Source organism: Marinomonas arctica (genome assembly GCF_003259225.1).
GTDB lineage: Bacteria > Pseudomonadota > Gammaproteobacteria > Pseudomonadales > Marinomonadaceae > Marinomonas > Marinomonas arctica.
Genome location: NZ_QHJF01000025.1, coordinates 84,626 through 106,409 on the forward strand (window position 1 = coordinate 84,626; position 21,784 = coordinate 106,409).

The window sequence follows — 21,784 nt, forward strand, 5'->3', positions numbered from 1 at the left end:
TGACGTGATTTAAGGGTATAACCCCTTTTTAGATTGCCACTAAAAAAGGGTTATGATTGTGGGGCTTATTTTACTTTTGGCTTAGAGCCCATAGCGCCATAGTAGGCCACATACACATAACAAAGTATTGGTATGATAAAGGATATTTGAAGGCCGATAGAGTCTGCCATGTACCCTTGTAGAACCGGTAATATAGCGCCACCAACAATGGCTAGGCAAAGTAAACCGGAGCCGCGACTGGTTTGTGGGCCGAGATCTTTTAATGCAAGGCTAAAGATCGTTGGGAACATGATTGAGTTAAATAGGCCAACCAATAGAATAGACCACATAGCAATATAGCCGTCGTTTAGAATGGCGCTCGCGATTAACGCTATTGCCGCGACAGCATTAAAGGATAGCAGAGCCCCGGCAGAGATGCGTTGCATGAGTGCTGCGCCAATAAAGCGTCCCACCATGGCGCCACCCCAGTAATAGGCAACGTAATGGGCAGCATCCATTTCCGCAAGTCCCGCAATATTCTCAAGTCCAAAGAAATTAACCAATAAACTGCCGATGGCCACTTCGGCACCAACGTACATGAATATGGCAATAGCACCCAAAGTAAGGTGGCGGTGTTTGAGAATACTAGCGCTTGGGGCCTCTGTTGTGTCTTCTTCTATGTTAGACGGTGTTGGAAGGCTAATTCTGGTGAAAATAGCCGCTAACAGCACAAGCAAAATGGCCAAAGCGATATAAGGAATAATAACGCTTTCGGCTTCTTGGGCTTTGGTCTCATATTGTCCGGCAACAGTAAACAGTAGGGCGCCACCAATGATTGGGGCTACGGTTGTACCTAGTGCATTAAAGGCTTGAGAAAGCGTTAGGCGACTGGATGCTGTTTCCGTTGGCCCCATCACCGTAACCAGCGGGTTGGCAGCCACCTGAAGAATGGTAATACCTGCTGCTAATACAAACAGTGCGGTTAAAAATATACCGTATTGTTGTGCTTTTGCGGCTGCAATAAAAAGTAGGCAGCCAGCCGCGGCAATCATTAAGCCTATGCCTATTCCGCGCTGGAAACCGACTTTTTTCACCAGGTTTCCTGCTGGGAGTGAGACGATAAAATACGCACCGAAGAAGCACATTTGTATCATCATAGCTTGTGTGTAGCTAAGGTCGAATACCGCTTTTAAGTGAGGGATCAAGATATCATTTAGAGAGGTGATGAATCCCCACATAAAAAAGAGTGACGTTAGAGCAATGAGTGCAAACCTTTGGTTTGACTGTGGCTTATTGGCCTTGGATGCGTAGTTGTTCATGTTTTTTTCCGATAAGTGAAAACGAGTACAGCTCAATTTTTATCTTTAGAAGAGTTATCCAAATCAAAAAAGTGCGGCATCATAGCACCGAATATCTTAACTTTATGGTCAGTCTCCCGCTCAGGAGGCGGATAGTCTAAAACATTCCTTTTTTGCGTGAGTTTTGTAAGAAAGTCTCTCTTTTTAGTGGCGAATGTAACAAAGCCTAATGGTTTTATGGGGTTGATTTTTAAGCGTTTTATTTTTTTAATGACGCGGTCGTGCGATGTAAGCGTCTTTGCTCTAGAGACGGCAAGTCGCGCGTGAGCGGCTATTTTCGTGTTATTCTTAGGGAATCTGCTAATCCCGATTTTGAGATAAATATGCGTATTGAACGCCGAGTGGTACCAGCCACCACGCCAAATGACTTTCCTTCGACTATGTCTGCGACATTACAGCGAGTCTTTTTGTCTCGTGATGTGATGTCTGTCGCTCAGTTGGACTATCGTTTACCACACTTGTTAAGACCGGACTCTTTGTTTGATTTAACCGCTGCCGCGAAAATTTTGGCCGATGCTATTATGGCGGGTCAGAAAATTTTGATTGTTGGTGACTTCGATGCTGATGGGGCGACCAGCACCAGTTTAGGCATATTGGCTTTAGAAGCGATGGGGGCCATGGCGCCTGAATACTTGGTGCCGAACCGCTTTGAATTTGGCTACGGTCTCACGCCTGAAATTGTTGAGGTGGCACAAGCGCGATCCCCCGATGTTTTGGTGACAGTTGATAATGGTATTGCCAGTATTGAAGGTGTGTTGGCGGCAAAAAATTACGGCATGAAAGTGGTGGTGACGGATCATCATTTGCCAGGTGACGCTTTGCCAAATGCGGATGCGATTGTCAATCCCAATCATCCTAATTGCGGTTTTCCAAGTAAGAACTTAGCGGGCGTTGGGGTTATTTTCTATGTGATGTCGGCACTGAGGGCAGAGTTAAAACGTCGAAATTGGTTTGTCGAGCAGCATATACCCGAACCCAAAATGGCCGATTATTTGGATCTCGTGGCGCTTGGAACCGTGGCTGACGTGGTGCCTTTGGACGCTAATAATCGCATTCTTGTTCAGCAAGGCATCAAGCGTATTCAAGCGGGTTTGGCACGCCCCGGCATTCTTGCTTTATTAGAAGTAGGGCGTCGTGATTATACTCAGTTAAAAGCATCGGATTTAGGTTTTGTTGTTGGTCCGAGACTGAATGCAGCAGGTCGTCTGGATGACATGTCGATTGGCATTGAGTGTTTGTTGGCGGTGCATCCGCATCAGGCGCGTGATTATGCACAGCAGTTGGATCAGTTTAACCGCGAGCGTAAAGCCATTGAATCAGACATGAAAGAGCAGGCAGAGTTGGTGTTGTCATCCTTGTTGGATGAGGAACAAGACATGCCAAACGGCATGTGTTTTTACGATGCAGATTGGCATCAGGGCGTGATTGGTATCTTGGCATCAAGGATGAAGGATAAATGTCATCGTCCTGTGATTGCGTTTGCTCGTGTTGGAGAGGATGAGTTAAAGGGGTCAGCGCGCTCTATTCCTGGCGTGCATATTCGCGATGCGTTGGATTTATTGGCCAAACGCTATCCACAGTTGCTTAGTAAGTTTGGTGGTCACGCCATGGCGGCCGGCATGTCTATCAAAGAATCCCATTACGAGGCGTTTCGCTTGGCATTTGATGCCATTATTACGGAATGGGTGACACCAGAGCAATTAGAGGCGACATTGTTGACCGATGGTCCGTTGGCGCCGGAAGATTTCAGTCTGAGCTTTGCTGAACAGGTGCGCTTATCTGGTCCTTGGGGACAGATGTTTCCGGAACCTTGCTTTGATGGTGTGTTTGATATCTTACAGCAGCGCATTGTAGGGGAAAAACATCTGAAACTCATGGTGCGTGAACCGGGTAGCGGGCTCTTGTTAGATGCGATTAGTTTTTTTGTCGATCTAGACCAATGGCCTAACGACAAAGCGACACAAGCACGTTTGGTTTATAAGTTGGATGTGAATGAGTTTCGTGGACAGCGCAATTTACAGTTGCTGATAGACTATTTAGAACCTGCCTAGCTGAAAAGAAGGGATTCGCGCTTTTGCCGAACAAATTGGCTTTGGCACTGCGTATCAGGGCAAAAGTTGAGGTATAATGCGCCTCCCTCATACATCACTGTTTTATTTACTGGAGCTCATTCATGACTGCACTGGTTCTTGACGGCAAACTTTGCGCCAAAGAAACTGAAAATCGCCTACAGGCTCAAGTTACCGAGCTTAAAGAGCGCACCGGTTGCACACCAATTTTAGCGACAATTTTAGTGGGCGCAGATCCAGCATCTGCCACTTATGTGAAGATGAAAGGCAATGCCTGTCGTCGAGTTGGGATGGACTCTATGGCCATTGAATTATCCGACACGACGACCACGCAGCAGCTGCTAGATAAGATTAATGAGCTGAATAACAACCCAGATGTACACGGCATTTTGTTGCAACACCCCGTGCCGGAGCAAATTGATGAGCGCCTATGCTTCGATGCGATTGCGGCTCATAAAGACGTTGATGGTGTCACTTGTCTTGGTTTTGGTCGCATGGCAATGCAAGAGCCTGCTTACGGTGCTGCCACGCCAGCCGGTATTATGCGTTTGCTTAAAGCGTACGATGTGAACCTTGAAGGTAAACATGTTGTGGTCGTAGGTCGTAGTCCGATTCTTGGCAAACCTATGGCGATGATGATGTTGAACGCCAATGCGACCGTGACGATTTGCCATTCTCGCACGCAGAATTTGTCTGAGTTTGTGAAACAAGCTGACGTCATTGTGGGAGCGGTAGGTAAGCCTGAGTTCATCAAAGCGGAATGGATTAAAGACGGCGCTGTGGTCGTTGATGCCGGTTATCACCCAGGCGGTGTTGGCGATATTGAACTTGCTCCTTTGATGGATCGTGTTGCGGCTTATACCCCCGTTCCCGGTGGCGTTGGTCCGATGACCATCAATACCTTGATTTTGCAAACCTTGGAATCTGGTCTTAAACAATTAGGCTAAGATTCAATTGTCATAGAAAAGCCGCGCCATTCGGTGCGGCTTCTTTTTTAAGAATAGAACAGTAATAGGGTGACATGTTATGTCCACAGAAATGTTAAAAGACGCATTGGACTTCGATTTGATCGCGGATGTATTTGTTACCGAATCCATCACGGCGTCACCGTCAGAGTTACACGGTCAGCTATGTGGCTATTTAGCGTCTGGTGTGACGTTGCCGTTGGAAGATTGGCTAACCATGGTGGTGGAATTTTGTGACATCGAAGGCTGGAAAGAAGAAGCCAGTCGCGCGGTCATTATTGAACTCTATACAGCAACGCTTACTTTGCTTCAAAATGGTGAGTTTGCGCTTGTGCCCAGTATTTCTGATGACGATGCGGAATTATGTGAACGAGGTGTTACCTTGTCTCAATGGGCCCACGGATTTTTAGCCGGTTATGGTTTATCAGGTCAAAAAAATCATTTGTCTGATGAAACCAAGCAAGTTTTGCGTGATTTTGCCAATATTTCTGGCATGCAAGCAGAAATGCGCGCTTTGGAAGATAATAATGACAATGAAGCGGATTTAACGGAATTGGTTGAATACGTGAGATTGTCAGCGATGATGCTGTACACAGAACACCACGATATCAATCCTGATGTTGACCACACAAAACAAAATTCCTTGCACTAGATTGATGATAGCAATATTTCATCGCTATTATTGCATGGAATGACAATGACTAAGTGAGACTTTCTATGAAAATCGATACTCAAATTTATCAGGCTCGCCGTGAGCGTTTGATGCAATCTTTACCAGAAAACAGTGTGGTTATCATACGTACTGGTGAGTTGTCGACTCGCAATAATGATTGTGAGTATGAGTTTCGGCCTCATAGTAGTTTTTTCTACTTAACAGGATTTCCTGAACCAAGTGCGTACGCCATTATTCAGGGGCGTGGTGAGATGACCTTGGTGACTTTACCAAAAGATCCTGAGCGTGAGCAGTGGGATGGTTTTCGTTTTGGTAGCGAAGGGGCGATAGCTCATTTTGGCGCGACAAAAGCGGCCGTATTGGCGGAATTAGACAGTGTGACTTTTGCGGCTTTAGATGGTGCCGCGCACGTGGTTTATTTGTTCAACGACACTATTCTGCGTGAAAAAATAGCCAGCTGGCGTGATGCGATTGCGGCAAAGGTCAGAATGGGGGCGTCTGCCCCAACAAGCTTTATGGATCTCACCCCTGTTGTTTCTGAAATGCGCTTGCGAAAAGGGGCTGAAGAAGTAGCCATCATGGAGGTGGCCGCGCAAATCAGCGTTGAGGCCCACAAACAGGCGATGCGTGCTGTTCGTCCAGGGATGAGAGAGTATCAGCTAGAAGCCGAATTGAATTATGTTTTTATGAGATCCGGTGCGCGCCAGCCTGCGTACAACAATATTGTGGCGTCAGGCCATAATGCTTGTGTTTTGCACTACATAAAAAATGATGAGGTGATCGACGATGGCGATCTGATCCTTATCGATGCTGGCGCAGAGCTTGGGTGTTATGCTGCTGATATTACACGTACTTTTCCTGCCAATGGTAAATTTAGTGAGCCACAAGCGGCTTTGTATCAAGTGGTGCTGGATGCTTACCACGCGGGTATGAAAGAGCTGACGGTGGGAACACCCTATGAGGCCTGCCATAATGCCGCGGTTCGAACGTTAACCGAAGGTTTGGTCGCTCATGGATTATTGGTTGGGGATGTGAATTTCCTGATCGAGAGCAAGGCATACAGAGACTTTTATATGCACAATACTGGACACTGGTTAGGTTTGGATGTGCATGATTGTGGCGCCTATAAAATCGCCGGTGAGTCTCGCTTGTTAGAAGAAGGCATGGTGCTGACCATAGAGCCTGGACTGTATGTTTCAGCAGACAATCAGGCTGTAGATGCTAAATGGCGAGGTATTGGTATTCGTATCGAAGATGATGTGTTGATTCGTGCCGATGGTCCTTATGTTTTGACCCATGGCCTGCCAAAAGAAATAAAAGACATTGAGGCTTTAATGGCGGAAAGTCGCTAGGACTGATGTCGATAATCACCAGAGTGATAAAACGGGGTAAATGAAATGGCTAAGTCGTATGATTTGATTATTGTGGGCGCTGGTATGGTAGGTGCTTTGTCTGCGATCTTGTTGGCTAAGTCTTCTTTGCGAATAGCCCTGATTGATCAACACGATGGTGAGTACTTATTGTCTGTTCCACCTGCTTATGATGCACGCGTCAGCGCGATTTCTAGTCAGTCTAAAGCCTTGCTTGAAAGCGCTGGAGTTTGGCAGGGCATATCTCGTGACCGAATTGCGTCTTATGACAATATGGTGGTATGGGATGGTCTTGGTGAGGGTTTTATCGACTTTAATGCTCAGGTAACGGCGATGCCTGAACTTGGTCATCTGGTTGAAAATGCGGTATTAAATCAGCAATTGATGAAGCAAGTTCGTGCTCTAAAGAGCATTGATCTGTATTTAGGCGACACGCTTGAATCTCATGAATTAAGTGAATCTGGGGTTAGAGCTGAGCTGTCTTCGGGTCAAGTATTAGAAGCGCAAGCCATTATTGCTGCCGACGGTGCTGTATCAAAACTGCGCACTGAAAACGCGTTTGATACACTCGAATGGGATTATGGACATCATGCGATTGTAACCACCATAGAAATCGCTCAATCCCATGAAAATACGGCGTGGCAGAGCTTTGGAGAAGAAGGCATTTTGGCCTTCCTTCCACTTCCGTCTGTCGCGCAAAAGCATTACGTGTCGATTGTGTGGTCTGTGCCGCCCAACGAGGCTAAATCTTTGATGGCGCTTGATGAGCACGCTTTTTGTCGTCGTTTGCATTACGCAATGAACAGGCGTTTTGATGTATTAGGACTGACACAAACTCGCCAGGCGATTCCATTGCGGCAGCGTCATGCCAAACAATACGTCAAGGCTGGATTGGCGTTAATTGGCGATGCAGCGCATACGATTCACCCTCTTGCTGGACAAGGTGCGAACTTAGGTTTTTCAGATGTTAAGGCATTGGTCGAAGTGCTCATTAAGTCCCATCACCGAGGCGAGTGTTTAGGGGCCAGTAAGGTATTAAGACGGTATCAACGTGCTCGCATGTTGGATAACATTGCCATGGCGGCAGGTATGGAAGCGTTTAAACGCCTATTTTCAACTCAGCAGCCTTTGGTGGTGCAGTTGCGAAATTTGGGTATGAAACAATTTCATCGCAATACAGCATTAAAGAAAAAACTCATCGCTCGTGCAGCAGGATTATCGTCATTTTCTTAGCTTTTACTGAGTGATGTTTTTTTATATTTCGTCGTTTTTTGAGTGTTTAGTTACTGTTTTCGTACAAAGAATCTGCTTGTAAACAAGCGGTTACAAAGAAGTGGTTGCAAAAAATGCTCGCTGCCATATTCTGCATAAACTCGATGTACACGACGAATGAAAAAGGCAGAGTGGTATGCAAATCCAAGATCTTTTGAAGCAAACCGATAAACTTCCCAATGTTCCCGATATTGTCCGTGAATTGATTCAGCTTCTCAGTGACCCTAATGCGAAATATTCCGATATAAGTGAACGTGTTTCCCATGACCAGACGATCTCGTTAAAAGTATTGCGGGTGGTGAATTCTGCTTATTTTGGTTTGTCGAGAAAAATATCATCCATTGATGAAGCGACGGTATTGCTTGGTACTGATAGATTGAAAACCCTCGTCATTGCGTCTGGTTTTTCGAATTCTGTGATGAAGGTGGAGGGATTAAAATTAACGGATTTTTGGGCCGACTCTTTTCGTGTTGCCGAGCTTGCACAATGGTTTGCCAAACGCACCCCTCTAGTCGAGGCAGATGAAGCCTTTACGGTGGGCATTGTGCACAATATTGGTCGGTTATTATTACACCTTACCGCGCCTAGCATAGCGCAAGAAATTCAGACCTTGGTGGCAAACCGTAAAGCGGGCAGGGTGAAAGCTGAGCAAGACTTATTGGGCTTTACCTCTCAAGATGCGGGGCGGGCTTTGATGGATTTATGGAAGTTCCCTGCTGGTTTAGGTTATGCCGTACAGCATCATAAGCGGCCTTTTTCGAATGGTGAGCCAGATCCATTGTCTTGTGCATTAAATTTAGCCTGTTACTTGAATGCGTGTATCCGAACAGAGCGCGATTCAGACTTGATTCGAGAAGGTTTTCCTTATGCTGTGGCAAAAGCGGCAGGGCTGCCAGAAGGGATTGTTTATGAGTTGGATGACGCTTTGATTATTAATGATGGACTGAATCAGTTACTTCATTAAGTATTTCTACGTGTGTTTATTCGCTTTAAACGACGGCTTTCATTGTTAAATAAATGAGAATCGCTAGTGTTCACCATAGTGTTGTGCTAATTTCTTGTCTCATTTTTTTATGGTTTTTTATGGTGCTGTTGGAGGTTGAATCATTGTCCTTTTAACAAGGTTCCTCCTTTTAAATCATGGAAACGAGCCTACTTAGAAGGTGAATATGTCGGTGCTGTTACGTAATGTGCTTGAAAAGCCGCAGGAGAAAAAATTGCGCCTACATTGTCTTGGTGTGGTTGCCCTAATGTCGTCTTTGCTGTTGTCCGTGGGGGCACAGGCAAAAGGCGAAGTGAACATTTATTCCGCTCGCCAAGAGTCGCTTATTAAGCCGGTTCTAGACACTTTCTCAGCAGAAAATGATGTCGTAGTGAATCTAATCACTGGGTCTGCTGATGCACTATTAAGCCGCTTAAAAGCCGAAGGCGACGCCAGTCCTGCGGACATTTTTATCACGGTTGATGCTGGGCGCTTACATCGTGCTAAAGCCGCAGGTGTGTTGCAATCCATCAATAGCGATGTGTTAAACGCTAACATTCCGAGTCATTTACGTGATAGTGAAGGCTACTGGTTTGGCTTGTCCCAGCGTGCTAGGGTGATTTTTTATAATCCAGAAAAAGTATCAGCAAAAGATTTGTCGTCTTACGAAGATCTTGCTAATCCGAAGTGGAAAGGTCGAATCTGTGTGCGTTCCTCTGCCAATGTTTACAATCAATCTTTGGTTGCGTCTATGTTAGAAGCGGATGGCCAGGAAAAAACACAGGCTTGGATTAAAGGGCTGGTGTCGAATTTGGCTCGCCCGCCTTTTGGTGGCGATGTCGATCTATTGAAAGCCGTTGCCGCTGGTGTTTGCGATTTAACTTTAGCGAACACTTACTATTATGGCCGTCTTGGTCAAAGCGATAAAGCCGAAGAGAGAGACGTGTACCAGCGGGTGAAGTTATTTTGGCCTAACCAAGGTGAAGGCGAACGTGGTGCCCATGTTAACGTAAGCGGTGCTGGTGTAACGGCGGCGGCGACCAACATAGAGAATGCAACATTGTTGCTGGAGTTTTTGAGTAATCATGCGTCGCAAGAGTGGTATGCTCATGTGAATAATGAATACCCTGTTGTACCCGGTGTTGGTGCTCCAGAGATGTTAGTGCCTTTTGGGGCGTTTCGTGCGGATACGATTTCGTTGAGTCAGCTGGGAGAGAACAATCGTCAAGCCGTTGAGCTGATGGACATTGCTGGCTGGAAATAAAAAGTATTTGTAAACTGTATCCTTTTTTACTTGGTTTTTGATTTTTAATGGCAGATCTACCTCGCTCGAGTTCGGTAAGTAAATCCCAGTGGAATGGTTTAAAAATAGCGGCAATATTGATTGCCGCTGTTTTAGCTTTGCCTATATTGGTTGTTCTGATCAACGTTTTAATCGCCGATGGTGAGGTCTGGCGCCATCTCTATCAGACCGTGTTGGCTGAGTACATTTCGAATTCACTTCTTTTGATGCTAGGCGTAGGCATAGGGGTTTTGGTGATCGGTATCCCTTGTGCTTGGCTGACTAGCATGTGTGATTTTCCCGGTCGATCATTCTTATCCTGGGCGTTGCTTTTGCCTATGGCCATGCCTGCCTACATTATTGCCTACACCTATACTGGTGTATTGGATTTTGCTGGACCTGTGCAAGCCTTTATTCGCGAGCTTACTGGTTGGCGCTACGGAGAATATTGGTTTTTCGAAATACGCTCTCTTGGTGGTGCGATAGTGATGCTAACTTTGGTGCTTTATCCATATGTGTATCTGATGAGCCGCGCTGCTTTCTTAGAGCAGTCTGAGAACACCTTAGAGGTTAGCCGTACTTTGGGCTATTCTGGTCGTCGGATGTTCTTCCGTTTGGCGCTGCCTCTCGCTCGTCCTGCCATTGTGACGGGTCTTACTTTGGCGTTAATGGAGACCTTGGCTGACTATGGTACTGTGCAATATTTTAGTGTGAATACTTTTACCACGGGCATTTTGCGGACTTTTTATGGTTTTGGGGATGTCTCAGCGGCATCTCAATTAGCGGGCGTGTTGCTGATGTTTGTGGCCATGTTAATTTTATTAGAACGCTATTCTCGACACCGTATCCGCTATCACTCATCAGGTCTAAAAAAAGCCAGCAATCGGCGTATGGTATTAAAAGGTGGGATGGGCTCAATAGCATGTTGTTTTTGTCTATTGCCCATTCTCGTTGGCTTTTTTATACCGGTGAGTGTTTTGGCCTATTGGGCGATGTTTAAAGCGGAAAACCCCGGTGCAAACTTTATTCAGTTGGCATGGAACTCCTTTTATCTTGCGGCTATTGCCTCTTTAATTGTGGTCAGTTTGGCGTTGGTGTTGAGTTATGCCATACGCTTAAATCCGACTCGTAGTGTGACAGCATCGGTGGGTATTGCGGGGTTAGGTTATGCTCTACCAGGGACGATTATTGCCATCGGTACTATTGTGCCGTTGGCTTGGCTGGATCATAGATTGATTGATTTTGTCCGTCATTACACGGGGGATAGCGTCGGATTGATTTTTTCCGGTACGCTCGTGGCGCTTCTTTTTGCCTATACGGTTCGTTTTATGGCGGTGTCTTTGGGGGCCGTGCAAAACGGCCTTGGAAAGATTAAACCTAGCATGGACATGGCAGGGCGCTCACTGGGTATGTCACCTTATAAAGTTTTAATAGGCATCCATGTGCCGTTGTTAAAAGGCTCTGTGTTGACCGCTATGTTGATTGTTTTTGTGGATGTGTTGAAAGAGTTACCAGCCACTTTAGTTCTGCGGCCTTTTAACTTTAATACCTTGGCGGTTCGGGCTTTTGAGCTGGCATCAGATGAGCGCTTAGTGGATGCTGCGCCGGCTTCGTTAATGATCGTACTGGTGGGGTTAATCCCCGTTATCTTGTTGAGCCGCTCTATCGCCTCGCACATCGGCAGCTCAAAATAGGATTGTATATGACCTTGTTATCTTCTCATTCCATGTTAAAAGAACTGACATTGACCAATGTTTCAGTGGGCTACGATGGTGGCGCGGTAGTCAAAAATGCGTCTTTTCAGTTGATGGAAGGGCAAATTGGCTGCCTGCTCGGACCAAGTGGTTGTGGTAAGTCTACTTTGTTACGTGCAATTGCTGGCTTTGAGTCTTTGATGACCGGAGAAATATGCGTCGACGATCAGGTGATATCCAGTCAAACCATTAGTGTTAATCCAGAACATCGACACATAGGCATGGTGTTTCAAGATATTGCGTTGTTCCCTCATCTTACTATTGCGCAAAATATTGCTTTTGGCTTGTCGGCTTGGCCGAAAGAGGTTGCTCAGCAACGGGTCATGTATTTACTCGATTTGGTTGGCTTAACAGGATTTCAGGCGCGTTATCCGCATTCACTGTCTGGTGGTCAGCAGCAACGTGTTGCTCTCGCTCGCGCCATTGCGCCGAAGCCGAAACTGCTACTGATGGATGAACCTTTTTCTGGTCTAGATGCTAAGTTAAGAGAAGAGTTGGTGCCGGATATACGGGCCATCTTACAACACGAAAAAATGAGCGCGCTTTTGGTCACGCATGATCAGATGGAAGCCTTCGCCATGGCTGATCAAGTCTCCGTTATGGATGCTGGTGTGATTCATCAAACAGGGTCTCCCTATCAAATTTACCATCGGCCGGAGACTCGATTTGTCGCCAGTTTTATAGGTCATGGGGATTTTTTACCCGCGACGGTTTGTGGACCCGATTGTGTACATTCTGATTTGGGCAATATTCGTGGTGAGTTGCACCATGGTTTCGCAGATCATGCTTTAGTGGATTTATTGGTTCGTCCCGATGATATTTTGCATGACGACGACAGCGAATTTGTTGGTGTGATTGTCAGTAAGTGGTTTCGAGGCTCGCACTTTTTGTATCGCGTAAAGTTGTCTTCTGGAAAGGTGGTGTATTGTTTCGCCTCTTCTCATCACAACCATGCGGTGGGTCAAGAAATTGGTTTGAGTGTGCATTTAGATCATTTGGTCATGTTTCAGCGCCAATGAATAAAATGCCAATCGGCATTTTATTCAAGCGAGCCGCTATCAAGCTAAATGGTTCCAATGCCTTGTTCGTGGCAGACTTCGATCATTCCTTCAAATTCGTATTCGCTGAGTTCTAAATGATCCAGCGCAAGATGCCCAATCTTTTGCCATTCATAATCTTCTTTAGCATTGCCTATGTGTCGATAGGTCGATCCTATATGCTCCGCCATTTTTAGAATGGCGGCGAAGGTTAGACTTATGCTGTCGCCAGGCACTCGATGGGTGAATAGATAGTCGACACGGTGATGTTTAGCAATAACGGCACAACAGCTCTTAGGCAATCCCCATGACTTTGCTAAGTAATAGCCCACCACAGAATGATTGGTTTTGAAGGCTTGGTTTTCGAGGTCCGTTAAGTTGAAGTCTGGATCTTGGTAGCCTTTTTCTAGTACGTCTTGGTAACCTTTAAAGCGCTTTAGCATGAGTGGAATGCCCGCGTTATGGAAAAGGCCTAGGGCATAGCATTCATTGTGATATTTAAATTTTAACTGGAGGGCTAAGCTTGAGCAAATCGCTGCGACGTCGGAAGCTGTGTCCCAAAAACTGTGAAGGGATTTTATTGCGTCGTCTGACAGTTCACTTTTTACGGCTAGGCCATTGACTATGTTGGTGATGCTATTTGTTCCCAGTATCATGACGGCTTGTTGGATTGATGCTATTTTTCTGGGTAAATTAAAAGCCGCGGAATTGACGAGTTTGAGCACCGCAGCAGACAGGCCCACATCCTGTGAAATAATGTCTGATATACGTGCTATATCAGGATCCGGCATGGCTTGTTCCATGTGCAGATCCACCATGATTTGTGGTTGAGGTGGAATGCTGATGCCTTGTAAAATGAGTTTTAGCTGATTTTCGTTTAATGTAGATGACATGGACACACTTCTTTAAGGCAAGTAACTTTACCGCTACGTAATTCGTAGCAATTGAATCTAGAGTCTTTATAATAGCGTCTTTTTAAATATACTGGGTGAAAATTTTGAGTGTTATTCGACTAAAAGGCCAAGCTGATCGCCGTCTAAGAGCTGGGCATCAATGGATTTACAGCAATGAGGTAGATACCGCTGCGACGCCATTAAAGCAATTTACTCCAGGGGATCAGGTTGTTGTCGAAACAGCACAAGGTAAACCTCTTGGTATTGCGACAATTAATCCTAATACATTGATCTGTGGTCGTTTAATGAGCCGCAGTACGGATACCTTTTTAAACAAATCGACTTTGGTTCATCGCATAAAGATAGCGTTATCTTTGCGTGAACTTACCTATGCTGCGCCTTATTATCGCCTTGTGTTTGGTGATTCGGATGGTTTGTCTGGCTTAGTCGTGGATCGTTTTGCCGATATTTTGGTCGTACAAATATCCACCGCAGGCATGGAGCGTGTGAAAGACGAGATAGTTGAAGCACTTCAAGATGTCGTGAAACCATCGGCCATTTTGATGAAAAATGACGGCAAGATGCGTCAGATTGAAGGCCTTGAAACCTATGTGGAAGAAGCGTTCGGTACCGTTCCGGAATTGGTTTTCTTGCAAGAGAACGGTGTGTTATTCCAAGCGCCAGTATGGGATGGTCAAAAAACCGGTTGGTTCTATGATCACCGTGAAAACCGTAAAACCATGCAAGGTTTTTGTGATGGTAAACGGGTGTTAGATGTTTTCTCTTACATTGGTGGCTGGGGTGTTCAAGCGGCGTCCGCAGGGGCGACCGACGTAACTTTCATTGATGCGTCTGAAAGTGCTTTGAGTCACGTTGATGAAAACCTGAAGTTGAACCAATACGAAGGCGTTTCTAACTTGATGCACGGTGATGCCTTTGAAGCCATGCAGTCTTTGATCGAAGACAAAGAACGTTTTGATGTGGTTGTTATGGATCCGCCTGCCTTCATTGCTCGTCGTAAAGACATTAAAGCAGGTGAGGGGGCTTATCACCGAGCAAACCAGTTAGCGATGCGTTTGGTTGCGAAAGGGGGTATTTTGGTTTCAGGTTCGTGCTCTATGCACTTAGAGACGGGTCGTTTACACGATATTATTCGCAGTAACAGTCGTCAACTAGAGCGTTTTTCACAATTAATATACCGTGGGACGCAAGCACCAGATCATCCGGTGCATCCAGCGATTGAAGAGACAGAATACCTAAAAGCCTTGTTTTACCGTATCCATAACAATATGGGTTTGTAAGCACAGGTGTCTTAAAAATAAAAAAGCACGGTCAGATGTGGCCGTGCTTTTTAATGTCTACATCTAATCTCTTAAAGAGATATGTTGCCAACCGCGCTCTTGTGCGATGTTTGTAAGTGTTTCATCCGCATCCACTGCAACTGGGTGTGTCACTAGCTCTAATAAGGGCAAATCATTACGAGAGTCACTGTAAAAATAGCTGCCTTCCATACTATGGCCTGTTTCGGCTAGCCAATCATTTAAGCGTGTGACTTTACCCGCTTGGAAGCTTGGAATTCCGACAACTCTACCCGTATATTGGTCGTTAACGATTTCAGGCACGGGCGCGATAATGTGATCCATGCCTAAGGCTTCGCCAATCGGTCCTGTAACGAACTGATTGGTGGCGGTAATCATTAACAAAAAATGGCCTTGGTCTTTATGATGCTTTAATAGCTCGCTGGCTTTTTTCTGCATCATGGGTTGGATTTTTTCCTGCATGAAGGTTTGGTGAAGCGCAGTCAGTTCGGCTTTGGAGAATTGGGTAAGTGGCGCCAAACTGAAAGCGAGATATTCAAAAATGTCTAAGGTGCCAGATTGATACTGTTTAAAGAACTTGTCGTTGGCTTCTTTATACACTTGCGTATCGACTAAGCCTTTTTCTACTAGAAATTGTCCCCAAGTGTAATCACTGTCACCATTTAATAAGGTGCCATCTAAGTCAAATATTGCGAGTGTCACAGTTTTCCCTCAATTCTTTTAAAATCTTCTAAAGTGCGCAAAGTATAGCCTTGCAGACAATAAATAACAGCAGTCTTAATTGTGCGAATGGGCGAATTATGGAACAATGAATCCAATTTATTCTTACATTAGAAGGTGATGGCTCGTGATTGATGCAGACGGATACAGACCGAATGTGGGCATCATACTGATGAACGAGCGTGGCCAGCTTCTTTGGGCGAGACGTGTTGGGCAGAATGCTTGGCAGTTTCCCCAAGGAGGCATAAAACCTGACGAGACACCTGAAGAAGCGTTATATCGAGAGTTAAAAGAGGAAGTGGGTTTAGACCCGCATCAGGTGGAAATTATCGGTAAAACAAGAGGTTGGCTGCGTTATCGTCTTCCTAAACGCATGCTAAGACACAATAGTAAGCCTTTATGTATCGGACAGAAACAGAAGTGGTTTCTTCTGTCTATTCGTTGTCCTGATGCTTCTGTGTGCGTGGATGGAACAGAAAGTCCTGAATTTGATGGTTGGCGTTGGGTCAGTTATTGGTACCCACTCGGCCAAGTTGTAGCGTTTAAAAAAGATGTTTACCGGCGAGCTTTAAAAGAGCTTATTCCTAGCGCACACCGTCGACTAGAAAAAGTGGTAAACTCAACAGCTTAATGTTGACGGATATGTAGAGCGATGGGAGAGTTATGCTAAGTTTGCTGAGGCGTATTACACAAGAGGTGACTGCCGCGCAGTCTTTGTCTGCCGCATTGGATATTATTGTCCGACGTGTTCGTCGTGCCATGCGTGCAGAGGTTTGTTCTATTTATTTAGTGGATACCAATACCTCAGATTATGTCTTGATGGCCACTCGTGGTTTGAACGCTGACGTCGCTGGGAGTGTTAGTTTAAAGTCCGATGAAGGTCTTGTAAGTTTGGTGGGGCGAAGAGCTGAGCCGGTCAACCTTGAAGACGCGCATATACATCCATCATTTCATTATTTGAAAGGCACTGGAGAGGAGCGCTATCGCTCTTTTTTGGGTGTGCCGATTATTCATCATCGTCAAGTGCTAGGTGTGCTGGTGGTACAGCATGAAGACAAGCGTCGCTTTGATGAGGGTGAAGAAGCTTTTCTGATTACCTTATCAGCCCAATTGGCAGGCGTTATTGCTCATGCCGAAGCCACGGGTGCGATTACTAATCTAAACGCCAATGCCATACCAAATGGGGCCGATTTTCGTTACAAAGGCGTACCAGGTAGTTCTGGGGTGGCGATTGGTCGGGGGGTTGTTGTGTTTCCGCCAGCTGATCTCGATGTTATTCCAGATCGTCATAGCACAGACTCCGATCAAGAAATCCAAGACTTTTATCAGGCGCTTGATGCCGTTAGGCACGATATTCGTCGAGCAAGTAACCGCATTAGCCAACATCTTTCTGAAGATGAAAAAGCATTATTTGATGTCTATCTTAAAATTCTTGATGATAACTCAATCGCTGGTGAAATCGTTCGGAAAATCAAAGAAGGCAATTGGGCTCAAGGTGCATTAAGGCAAGTTATCCAGGCGCACATTAGTCAATTTAACCGCATGGATGATCCCTATCTGCGGGAGCGAGCGTCGGATCTGCGTGATCTTGGTCGCCGTATATTGTCTCATTTGCAGGAAAAAGCGCCTAATATCGCTGAACGTTTTAGCGAACCTTCCATCATTATTGGAGAAGAATTAACCGCCTCCATGTTGGGCGAGATTCCTATTGATAAGATCAAAGGACTTGTTTCAGTTATGGGCTCCGGTAACTCTCATGTGGCTATTTTAGCCAGAGCCATGGGGATACCGACCGTAATGGGAGCGTTGGATCTCCCCTATGCCCAGCTGGATAAAGTTAACCTGATTGTTGATGGTTATTTGGGAAAAATTTTCACCTATCCTTCCGATGCGCTGATTGAAAACTATCAACAAATTGTTGATGAAGAACGTCTGTTAGAAGAAGAATACGAAACCCTCAGAGATTTACCCTGTGAAACGCTAGACGGTCATCGTTTGTCTTTGTTTGTTAATACCGGCTTATCGGCTGACATTGCTCGCTCGCTGGATCGTGGGGCTGAAGGCATTGGTTTGTATCGAACAGAAGTGCCTTTTATGGTGCGAGATCGTTTTCCAACCGAAGCGGAACAGGTGGTGATTTATCGCCAGCAACTCGAAGGCTTCGCGCCTGCGCCAGTGACCGTGCGTACCTTGGATATAGGTGGTGATAAAGCGCTGCCGTATTTTCCAATTAACGAGGCAAACCCCTTCCTAGGATGGCGTGGTATTCGGGTGACTTTGGACCATTTGGAAATTTTCATGGCGCAAATTCGTGCCATGATCAAAGCCAGTGCCGATTTGCATAATCTTAAAATTATGCTACCAATGATATCGAATGTGGCTGAAGTGGAAGAGGCGCTGGCGCTGATTCGCCGTGGCTATGCAGAGGTTAAAGAAGAAGGTTATGACGTGAAAATGCCCCAAGTTGGCGTCATGATTGAGATTCCCGCTGCGGTTTATCAAGTTAAAGAGTTGGCGGAGCTGGTGGATTTTCTATCCGTGGGCAGTAATGACCTGACTCAGTATTTGTTAGCCGTAGACCGAAATAATCCTCGAGTTGCGGATTTATATAATTCTTTTCACCCTTCTGTTCTGCGTGCACTGTACAGCATTGTTGACCAAGTCAAAGACGAAGGTGTGGGATTAAGTGTGTGTGGTGAAATGGCCGGTGATCCAATGGGGGCTATTTTGCTAATGGCTATGGGCTATGATGTGTTGTCCATGAGCTCGACGAGTTTACCGAAAGTGAAAGCGGTGATTCGTAATATTACCTTAGCACAAGCTCAGTACATGTTAAGCGAAGTGATGAAACTGTCTCATGCTGAAGCCGTCACACAAACCATGACGCGATTAATGCGTGAAGCCAATATTGAGCGATTAATTCGACCATCCAAAACCACAAATGTGGCTTAATACCGACCAGAGGCGTTCTTTTTTATTATGATTTCTTACCCAGATATAGACCCCATCGCTGTCTCCATCGGGCCAGTTGCTGTGCACTGGTATGGCATTATGTACTTGATAGGCTTTGCTGGCGCTTATTTAGGGGGGATGTACCGTGCCAAACGTTCTAACGGACTTTGGACGCCAGAAATGGTCAGTGATGCGATTTTTTATGGCGCACTTGGTGTCATCTTAGGTGGCCGAGTTGGCTATATTTTGTTTTATCAGTTTCCAGCCTTTGTTGAAGACCCGCTGATTATCGTGCGTATTTGGGAGGGCGGTATGTCTTTCCATGGGGGCTTGTTGGGCGTGATTGCCGCTATGTTTTTCTTTTCACGCCGTTACAAAAAACATCTTGTTGATGTAACAGACTTTTTAGCGCCGTTTGTGCCGATTGGTTTAGGCGCAGGACGGTTAGGGAACTTTATCGGTGGCGAGCTGTGGGGCAAGCCAACAGACGTGTCTTGGGCAATGATTTTTCCAAATGACCCACTCCAACTTGCTCGTCATCCGTCTCAGCTTTACCAGTTTGCTTTAGAAGGCGTGGTGTTATTTTGCATCTTGTGGTTTTTTTCGCAAAAAACCAAGCCTCGTTACTGTGTCTCAGGCATGTTCCTACTTTTCTATGGCATTTTCCGAATTTTAGTCGAATTTGTCCGCGAGCCAGATGCACAAATTGGTTATCTTGCTTTTGGTTGGGTAACACAAGGGCAACTCTTGTCTTTGCCAATGGTGATCATCGGCGCTGGTTTAATTATTGCTGGCTTCAAGCTTAATACATTTCCAAAAGCGAATGCTTCAAAATAGCTAAAAAAGGTTTAGCGTTAGATTAAAACCAGCCACACGGCTGGTTTTTTTTTGGACGGATAAAGCTAATTGTGATTTCTGTGTATTTTTTCCAAGATATAAAATAGCAGATTAAAATTGCATCAATGTAGCCTAAGGGCTACAATTATTCTTATGAAGTATGAAATCAAGAAAACGGATGTTTTTGATCAATGGCTGTCTAAACTAAAGGATAGAAAAGCTCTTTTGGCGATAAACATGCGAATTATTAGGGCGATTAACGGTAACTTTGGTGATAGCAAAGTGATTTCGAATAATCTCTTGGAGATGCGTGTTTTTGTGGGAAAAGGCTATCGAGTTTATTACAGCGTACGTAATAACGACATTATCTTGCTCATTAATGGTGGCCATAAAGGCACACAGAGCAAAGATATAGAGAAAGCTAAGATCTTGCTTAGTGAATGGGAGCAACCATCATGACATTAAAGACAAGCGATTTTAATCCGTTTGATTATATTGAAACACAGGAAGAGGTGCAGGCTTTCTTACAAGAATGTTTGGCTGACGATGACCCAAATACCTTTATTGAAGCATTGGGATTATTGGTTAAAAAACATGGCGTAACCGATATTGCTTTAGCATCTGGATTGAACAGAGAAAGCTTATATAAAACCATCAGTGGTAAAACAAAGCCGCGCTTCGACACGATTTTTAAAATCATGCAGGCACTAAATTTTCGCTTCACCACACACTCAGCTTGAAATGGAACTGCGTTTATTGTCTCGACTTGATTCTCGAGCTTTATTGCTTTTTGAAACAGAAAACCGAGCATGGTTTGAATCACATATCAATCCGCGGGAAGTTAGCTTTTACAGTGATGATGGTGTAAAAAAACACATTGAAGAATGTCTTTCTCAACATCAAAGAAAAGCCATGCTGCCGATGATTATTGTTGACGACAGTGGCGAGATTGCTGGACGTATTAATCTAACTGATATTAACCTCGTTCGGCGTGAGGCGTATTTAGGTTACCGGATAGGTGAAAAATTTGCCGGACGTGGCATTGCCAAGCGTGCTGTTGAAAAAATAATTCGACTGGCTAACGAGCTTAATCTACAAACCTTAATCGCCTTTGCTTCAGTAGATAATATTGCCTCGCAGAAAGTGCTGACATACAACGGATTTGTAGACGTAAAGCAGCATGCAAATTTTGCTGAAGTGCAAGGTAAAAACATTAATTGTATTGAATACCAACAAATTGTTAAGGAAAAACATGACACTCTTGGTTAGAGAAGCACAAACCAAAGATGCACAAGGCATAGTTAATATTTTGAATCCCATTATCGAGGAAGGCCTTTTTACCGTACTCGATATTACTTTTTCGGTAGAAGAGGAAAAGCAATTTATTCAAGATTTCCCTAAGCGCGGTGTGTTTCATGTGGCATTAAATGAAGAGGGTTCAAACGTTGTTGGCTTTCAAAATGTAGAGCCGTTTGCTGCCTATACTCACGCTTTTGATCATGTTGGTATTATCGGCACTTTTGTTGATGCTAGCTGCAGAAGACAAGGCGTTGCATCCAGCTTATTTGCCGCAACATTCAATCTAGCAAGATCAAAAGGCTATGAGAAGTTATTTGCCTACGTTAGAGAGGATAATCCAAACGCTATAGCGACGTATTTAAAACAAGGCTTTGAAGTGATAGGAACTGCGAAAAAGCACGCTAAAGTTCGTGACACATATATTGATGAGATTTTGATAGAAAAGTTCTTATAGGAAAAATCTATCCACAAAGATGACTTCAATAAAAAACGGCGAACCATAATTAGTTCGCCGTTTTTGCTTTTAGGCTGGTTAAACTGAGAATGGGTAGGCGATAGGGTCGTGGAATTGATAGCCTTCTACGGCAAAGTCGTCCATGGTGACCCAGGTTTCTATGTCTTTTAAAGATTTGATCTCTGGGTTTATTTTCAGTGTTGGTAATGGATATGGCTCACGCTTAAGCTGTACGTCACGCATCAGTTCTAGTTGGTCTTCATAGATGTGAGCGTTCACTATCTTATGAAAGGCTTTGCCTGGTTTTTTACCTGTGATTTGCGCAACGATAGCAAGTAAGACATACACTTGAACCATGTTGAAGTTTAATCCAAGTGGCACATCGCAGCTGCGCTGCGTGCTATTTAAATAAAGCGTGTCACCAAGCAATGAAAAGTGATGGCTGTACATGCAAGGGCGAAGACAAGCCATGTGAAACGCGCCAGGGTGATAAAAAGTGAGGATTTCCCCACGGTTATCCACCCCACGGCTGAGATCCTCGATAATGTGTTGTAATAGGTCGATATGGC

21 protein-coding genes are annotated in these 21,784 nt (G+C 45.0%); 17 read left to right on the forward strand and 4 right to left on the reverse strand.

Features of this window, described 5'->3' with window-relative positions; all coding sequences use genetic code 11:
- Positions 1 to 65: 65 nt before the first annotated feature.
- On the reverse strand, positions 66 to 1,298 hold the full coding sequence (locus DK187_RS15015; protein ID WP_111608152.1) for a sugar MFS transporter: 1,233 nt from the start codon (positions 1,296 to 1,298) through the stop codon (positions 66 to 68).
- Positions 1,299 to 1,660: 362 nt separating this feature from the next.
- On the opposite strand from DK187_RS15015, the gene recJ reads away from it, so the two are divergent.
- From recJ to DK187_RS15060, 9 genes are all read left to right on the forward strand, one after another.
- Positions 1,661 to 3,388 (forward strand): single-stranded-DNA-specific exonuclease RecJ, encoded by a 1,728-nt coding sequence (gene recJ, locus DK187_RS15020; protein WP_111608153.1) that lies wholly within the window; start codon positions 1,661 to 1,663, stop codon positions 3,386 to 3,388.
- 122 nt (positions 3,389 to 3,510) lie between these two features.
- Positions 3,511 to 4,353, forward strand: coding sequence for a bifunctional methylenetetrahydrofolate dehydrogenase/methenyltetrahydrofolate cyclohydrolase FolD (gene folD / locus DK187_RS15025; protein ID WP_111608154.1), 843 nt, complete (start codon positions 3,511 to 3,513; stop codon positions 4,351 to 4,353).
- Between the two features lie 79 nt (positions 4,354 to 4,432).
- Positions 4,433 to 5,023, forward strand: coding sequence for a UPF0149 family protein (locus tag DK187_RS15030; RefSeq protein ID WP_111608155.1), 591 nt, complete (start codon positions 4,433 to 4,435; stop codon positions 5,021 to 5,023).
- A gap of 65 nt (positions 5,024 to 5,088) precedes the next feature.
- A complete protein-coding gene (locus DK187_RS15035) occupies positions 5,089 to 6,396 on the forward strand; it encodes an aminopeptidase P N-terminal domain-containing protein (RefSeq protein WP_111608156.1) in 1,308 nt (435 codons plus the stop codon).
- Positions 6,397 to 6,441: 45 nt separating this feature from the next.
- Positions 6,442 to 7,647 (forward strand): UbiH/UbiF/VisC/COQ6 family ubiquinone biosynthesis hydroxylase, encoded by a 1,206-nt coding sequence (locus DK187_RS15040; protein WP_111608157.1) that lies wholly within the window; start codon positions 6,442 to 6,444, stop codon positions 7,645 to 7,647.
- 175 nt (positions 7,648 to 7,822) lie between these two features.
- Complete coding sequence (locus DK187_RS15045; protein WP_111608158.1) at positions 7,823 to 8,650, forward strand: HDOD domain-containing protein; 828 nt, start codon at positions 7,823 to 7,825, stop codon at positions 8,648 to 8,650.
- A gap of 286 nt (positions 8,651 to 8,936) precedes the next feature.
- Complete coding sequence (locus tag DK187_RS15050; RefSeq protein WP_373289539.1) at positions 8,937 to 9,932, forward strand: Fe(3+) ABC transporter substrate-binding protein; 996 nt, start codon at positions 8,937 to 8,939, stop codon at positions 9,930 to 9,932.
- Between the two features lie 47 nt (positions 9,933 to 9,979).
- A complete protein-coding gene (locus DK187_RS15055) occupies positions 9,980 to 11,644 on the forward strand; it encodes an ABC transporter permease (protein WP_111608160.1) in 1,665 nt (554 codons plus the stop codon).
- Positions 11,645 to 11,652: 8 nt separating this feature from the next.
- Positions 11,653 to 12,723: an ABC transporter ATP-binding protein gene (locus DK187_RS15060; RefSeq protein WP_111608161.1), complete on the forward strand. Its 1,071-nt coding sequence runs from the start codon at positions 11,653 to 11,655 to the stop codon at positions 12,721 to 12,723.
- Positions 12,724 to 12,767: 44 nt separating this feature from the next.
- Here DK187_RS15060 and DK187_RS15065 read toward each other — a convergent pair whose 3' ends face one another.
- Positions 12,768 to 13,634 (reverse strand): HDOD domain-containing protein, encoded by an 867-nt coding sequence (locus tag DK187_RS15065; RefSeq protein WP_111608162.1) that lies wholly within the window; start codon positions 13,632 to 13,634, stop codon positions 12,768 to 12,770.
- Positions 13,635 to 13,738: 104 nt separating this feature from the next.
- Here DK187_RS15065 and DK187_RS15070 point away from each other — a divergent pair, with 104 nt between their 5' ends.
- On the forward strand, positions 13,739 to 14,935 hold the full coding sequence (locus tag DK187_RS15070) for a class I SAM-dependent rRNA methyltransferase (protein WP_111608175.1): 1,197 nt from the start codon (positions 13,739 to 13,741) through the stop codon (positions 14,933 to 14,935).
- 63 nt (positions 14,936 to 14,998) lie between these two features.
- Here DK187_RS15070 and DK187_RS15075 read toward each other — a convergent pair whose 3' ends face one another.
- Positions 14,999 to 15,655: a histidinol-phosphatase gene (locus tag DK187_RS15075; protein WP_111608163.1), complete on the reverse strand. Its 657-nt coding sequence runs from the start codon at positions 15,653 to 15,655 to the stop codon at positions 14,999 to 15,001.
- A 145-nt stretch (positions 15,656 to 15,800) separates the two neighbouring features.
- Between DK187_RS15075 and DK187_RS15080 the strand changes: the two genes are divergently transcribed.
- From DK187_RS15080 to DK187_RS15110, 7 genes are all read left to right on the forward strand, one after another.
- Positions 15,801 to 16,304 (forward strand): RNA pyrophosphohydrolase, encoded by a 504-nt coding sequence (locus DK187_RS15080; RefSeq protein ID WP_111608164.1) that lies wholly within the window; start codon positions 15,801 to 15,803, stop codon positions 16,302 to 16,304.
- A gap of 32 nt (positions 16,305 to 16,336) precedes the next feature.
- Positions 16,337 to 18,625 (forward strand): phosphoenolpyruvate--protein phosphotransferase, encoded by a 2,289-nt coding sequence (ptsP, locus tag DK187_RS15085; protein WP_111608165.1) that lies wholly within the window; start codon positions 16,337 to 16,339, stop codon positions 18,623 to 18,625.
- Positions 18,626 to 18,652: 27 nt separating this feature from the next.
- Positions 18,653 to 19,462: a prolipoprotein diacylglyceryl transferase gene (gene lgt / locus DK187_RS15090; RefSeq protein WP_111608166.1), complete on the forward strand. Its 810-nt coding sequence runs from the start codon at positions 18,653 to 18,655 to the stop codon at positions 19,460 to 19,462.
- A 153-nt stretch (positions 19,463 to 19,615) separates the two neighbouring features.
- Positions 19,616 to 19,921 (forward strand): type II toxin-antitoxin system RelE/ParE family toxin, encoded by a 306-nt coding sequence (locus DK187_RS15095; RefSeq protein ID WP_111608167.1) that lies wholly within the window; start codon positions 19,616 to 19,618, stop codon positions 19,919 to 19,921.
- Positions 19,918 to 20,202: an addiction module antidote protein gene (locus tag DK187_RS15100; protein WP_111608168.1), complete on the forward strand. Its 285-nt coding sequence runs from the start codon at positions 19,918 to 19,920 to the stop codon at positions 20,200 to 20,202. Before DK187_RS15095 ends, DK187_RS15100 begins: the two co-directional genes overlap by 4 nt.
- Before the next feature lie 16 nt (positions 20,203 to 20,218).
- Positions 20,219 to 20,731 carry a GNAT family N-acetyltransferase gene (locus DK187_RS15105; RefSeq protein ID WP_229676495.1) on the forward strand — a complete coding sequence of 171 codons (513 nt, stop codon included), beginning with the start codon at positions 20,219 to 20,221 and terminating at the stop codon, positions 20,729 to 20,731.
- On the forward strand, positions 20,715 to 21,215 hold the full coding sequence (locus tag DK187_RS15110) for a GNAT family N-acetyltransferase (protein WP_111608170.1): 501 nt from the start codon (positions 20,715 to 20,717) through the stop codon (positions 21,213 to 21,215). The genes DK187_RS15105 and DK187_RS15110 overlap by 17 nt, the downstream gene beginning before the upstream one ends.
- Positions 21,216 to 21,293: 78 nt before the next feature.
- On the opposite strand, the gene DK187_RS15115 is transcribed toward DK187_RS15110, so the two are convergent.
- Positions 21,294 to 21,784 (reverse strand): thymidylate synthase (locus tag DK187_RS15115; protein ID WP_239494818.1); only part of this gene is annotated, 491 nt, incomplete at its 5' end.

Bases quoted from the DNA above. Each gene is read 5' to 3' on its own strand.
- DK187_RS15015 (WP_111608152.1), bottom strand. From the start codon at position 1,298: ATGAACAACTACGCATCCAAGGCCAATAAGCCACAGTCAAACCAAAGG.
- recJ (WP_111608153.1), top strand. From the start codon at position 1,661: ATGCGTATTGAACGCCGAGTGGTACCAGCCACCACGCCAAATGACTTT.
- folD (WP_111608154.1), top strand. From the start codon at position 3,511: ATGACTGCACTGGTTCTTGACGGCAAACTTTGCGCCAAAGAAACTGAA.
- DK187_RS15030 (WP_111608155.1), top strand. From the start codon at position 4,433: ATGTCCACAGAAATGTTAAAAGACGCATTGGACTTCGATTTGATCGCG.
- DK187_RS15035 (WP_111608156.1), top strand. From the start codon at position 5,089: ATGAAAATCGATACTCAAATTTATCAGGCTCGCCGTGAGCGTTTGATG.
- DK187_RS15040 (WP_111608157.1), top strand. From the start codon at position 6,442: ATGGCTAAGTCGTATGATTTGATTATTGTGGGCGCTGGTATGGTAGGT.
- DK187_RS15045 (WP_111608158.1), top strand. From the start codon at position 7,823: ATGCAAATCCAAGATCTTTTGAAGCAAACCGATAAACTTCCCAATGTT.
- DK187_RS15050 (WP_373289539.1), top strand. From the start codon at position 8,937: ATGTCGTCTTTGCTGTTGTCCGTGGGGGCACAGGCAAAAGGCGAAGTG.
- DK187_RS15055 (WP_111608160.1), top strand. From the start codon at position 9,980: ATGGCAGATCTACCTCGCTCGAGTTCGGTAAGTAAATCCCAGTGGAAT.
- DK187_RS15060 (WP_111608161.1), top strand. From the start codon at position 11,653: ATGACCTTGTTATCTTCTCATTCCATGTTAAAAGAACTGACATTGACC.
- DK187_RS15065 (WP_111608162.1), bottom strand. From the start codon at position 13,634: ATGTCATCTACATTAAACGAAAATCAGCTAAAACTCATTTTACAAGGC.
- ptsP (WP_111608165.1), top strand. From the start codon at position 16,337: ATGCTAAGTTTGCTGAGGCGTATTACACAAGAGGTGACTGCCGCGCAG.
- lgt (WP_111608166.1), top strand. From the start codon at position 18,653: ATGATTTCTTACCCAGATATAGACCCCATCGCTGTCTCCATCGGGCCA.
- DK187_RS15095 (WP_111608167.1), top strand. From the start codon at position 19,616: ATGAAGTATGAAATCAAGAAAACGGATGTTTTTGATCAATGGCTGTCT.
- DK187_RS15100 (WP_111608168.1), top strand. From the start codon at position 19,918: ATGACATTAAAGACAAGCGATTTTAATCCGTTTGATTATATTGAAACA.
- DK187_RS15110 (WP_111608170.1), top strand. From the start codon at position 20,715: ATGACACTCTTGGTTAGAGAAGCACAAACCAAAGATGCACAAGGCATA.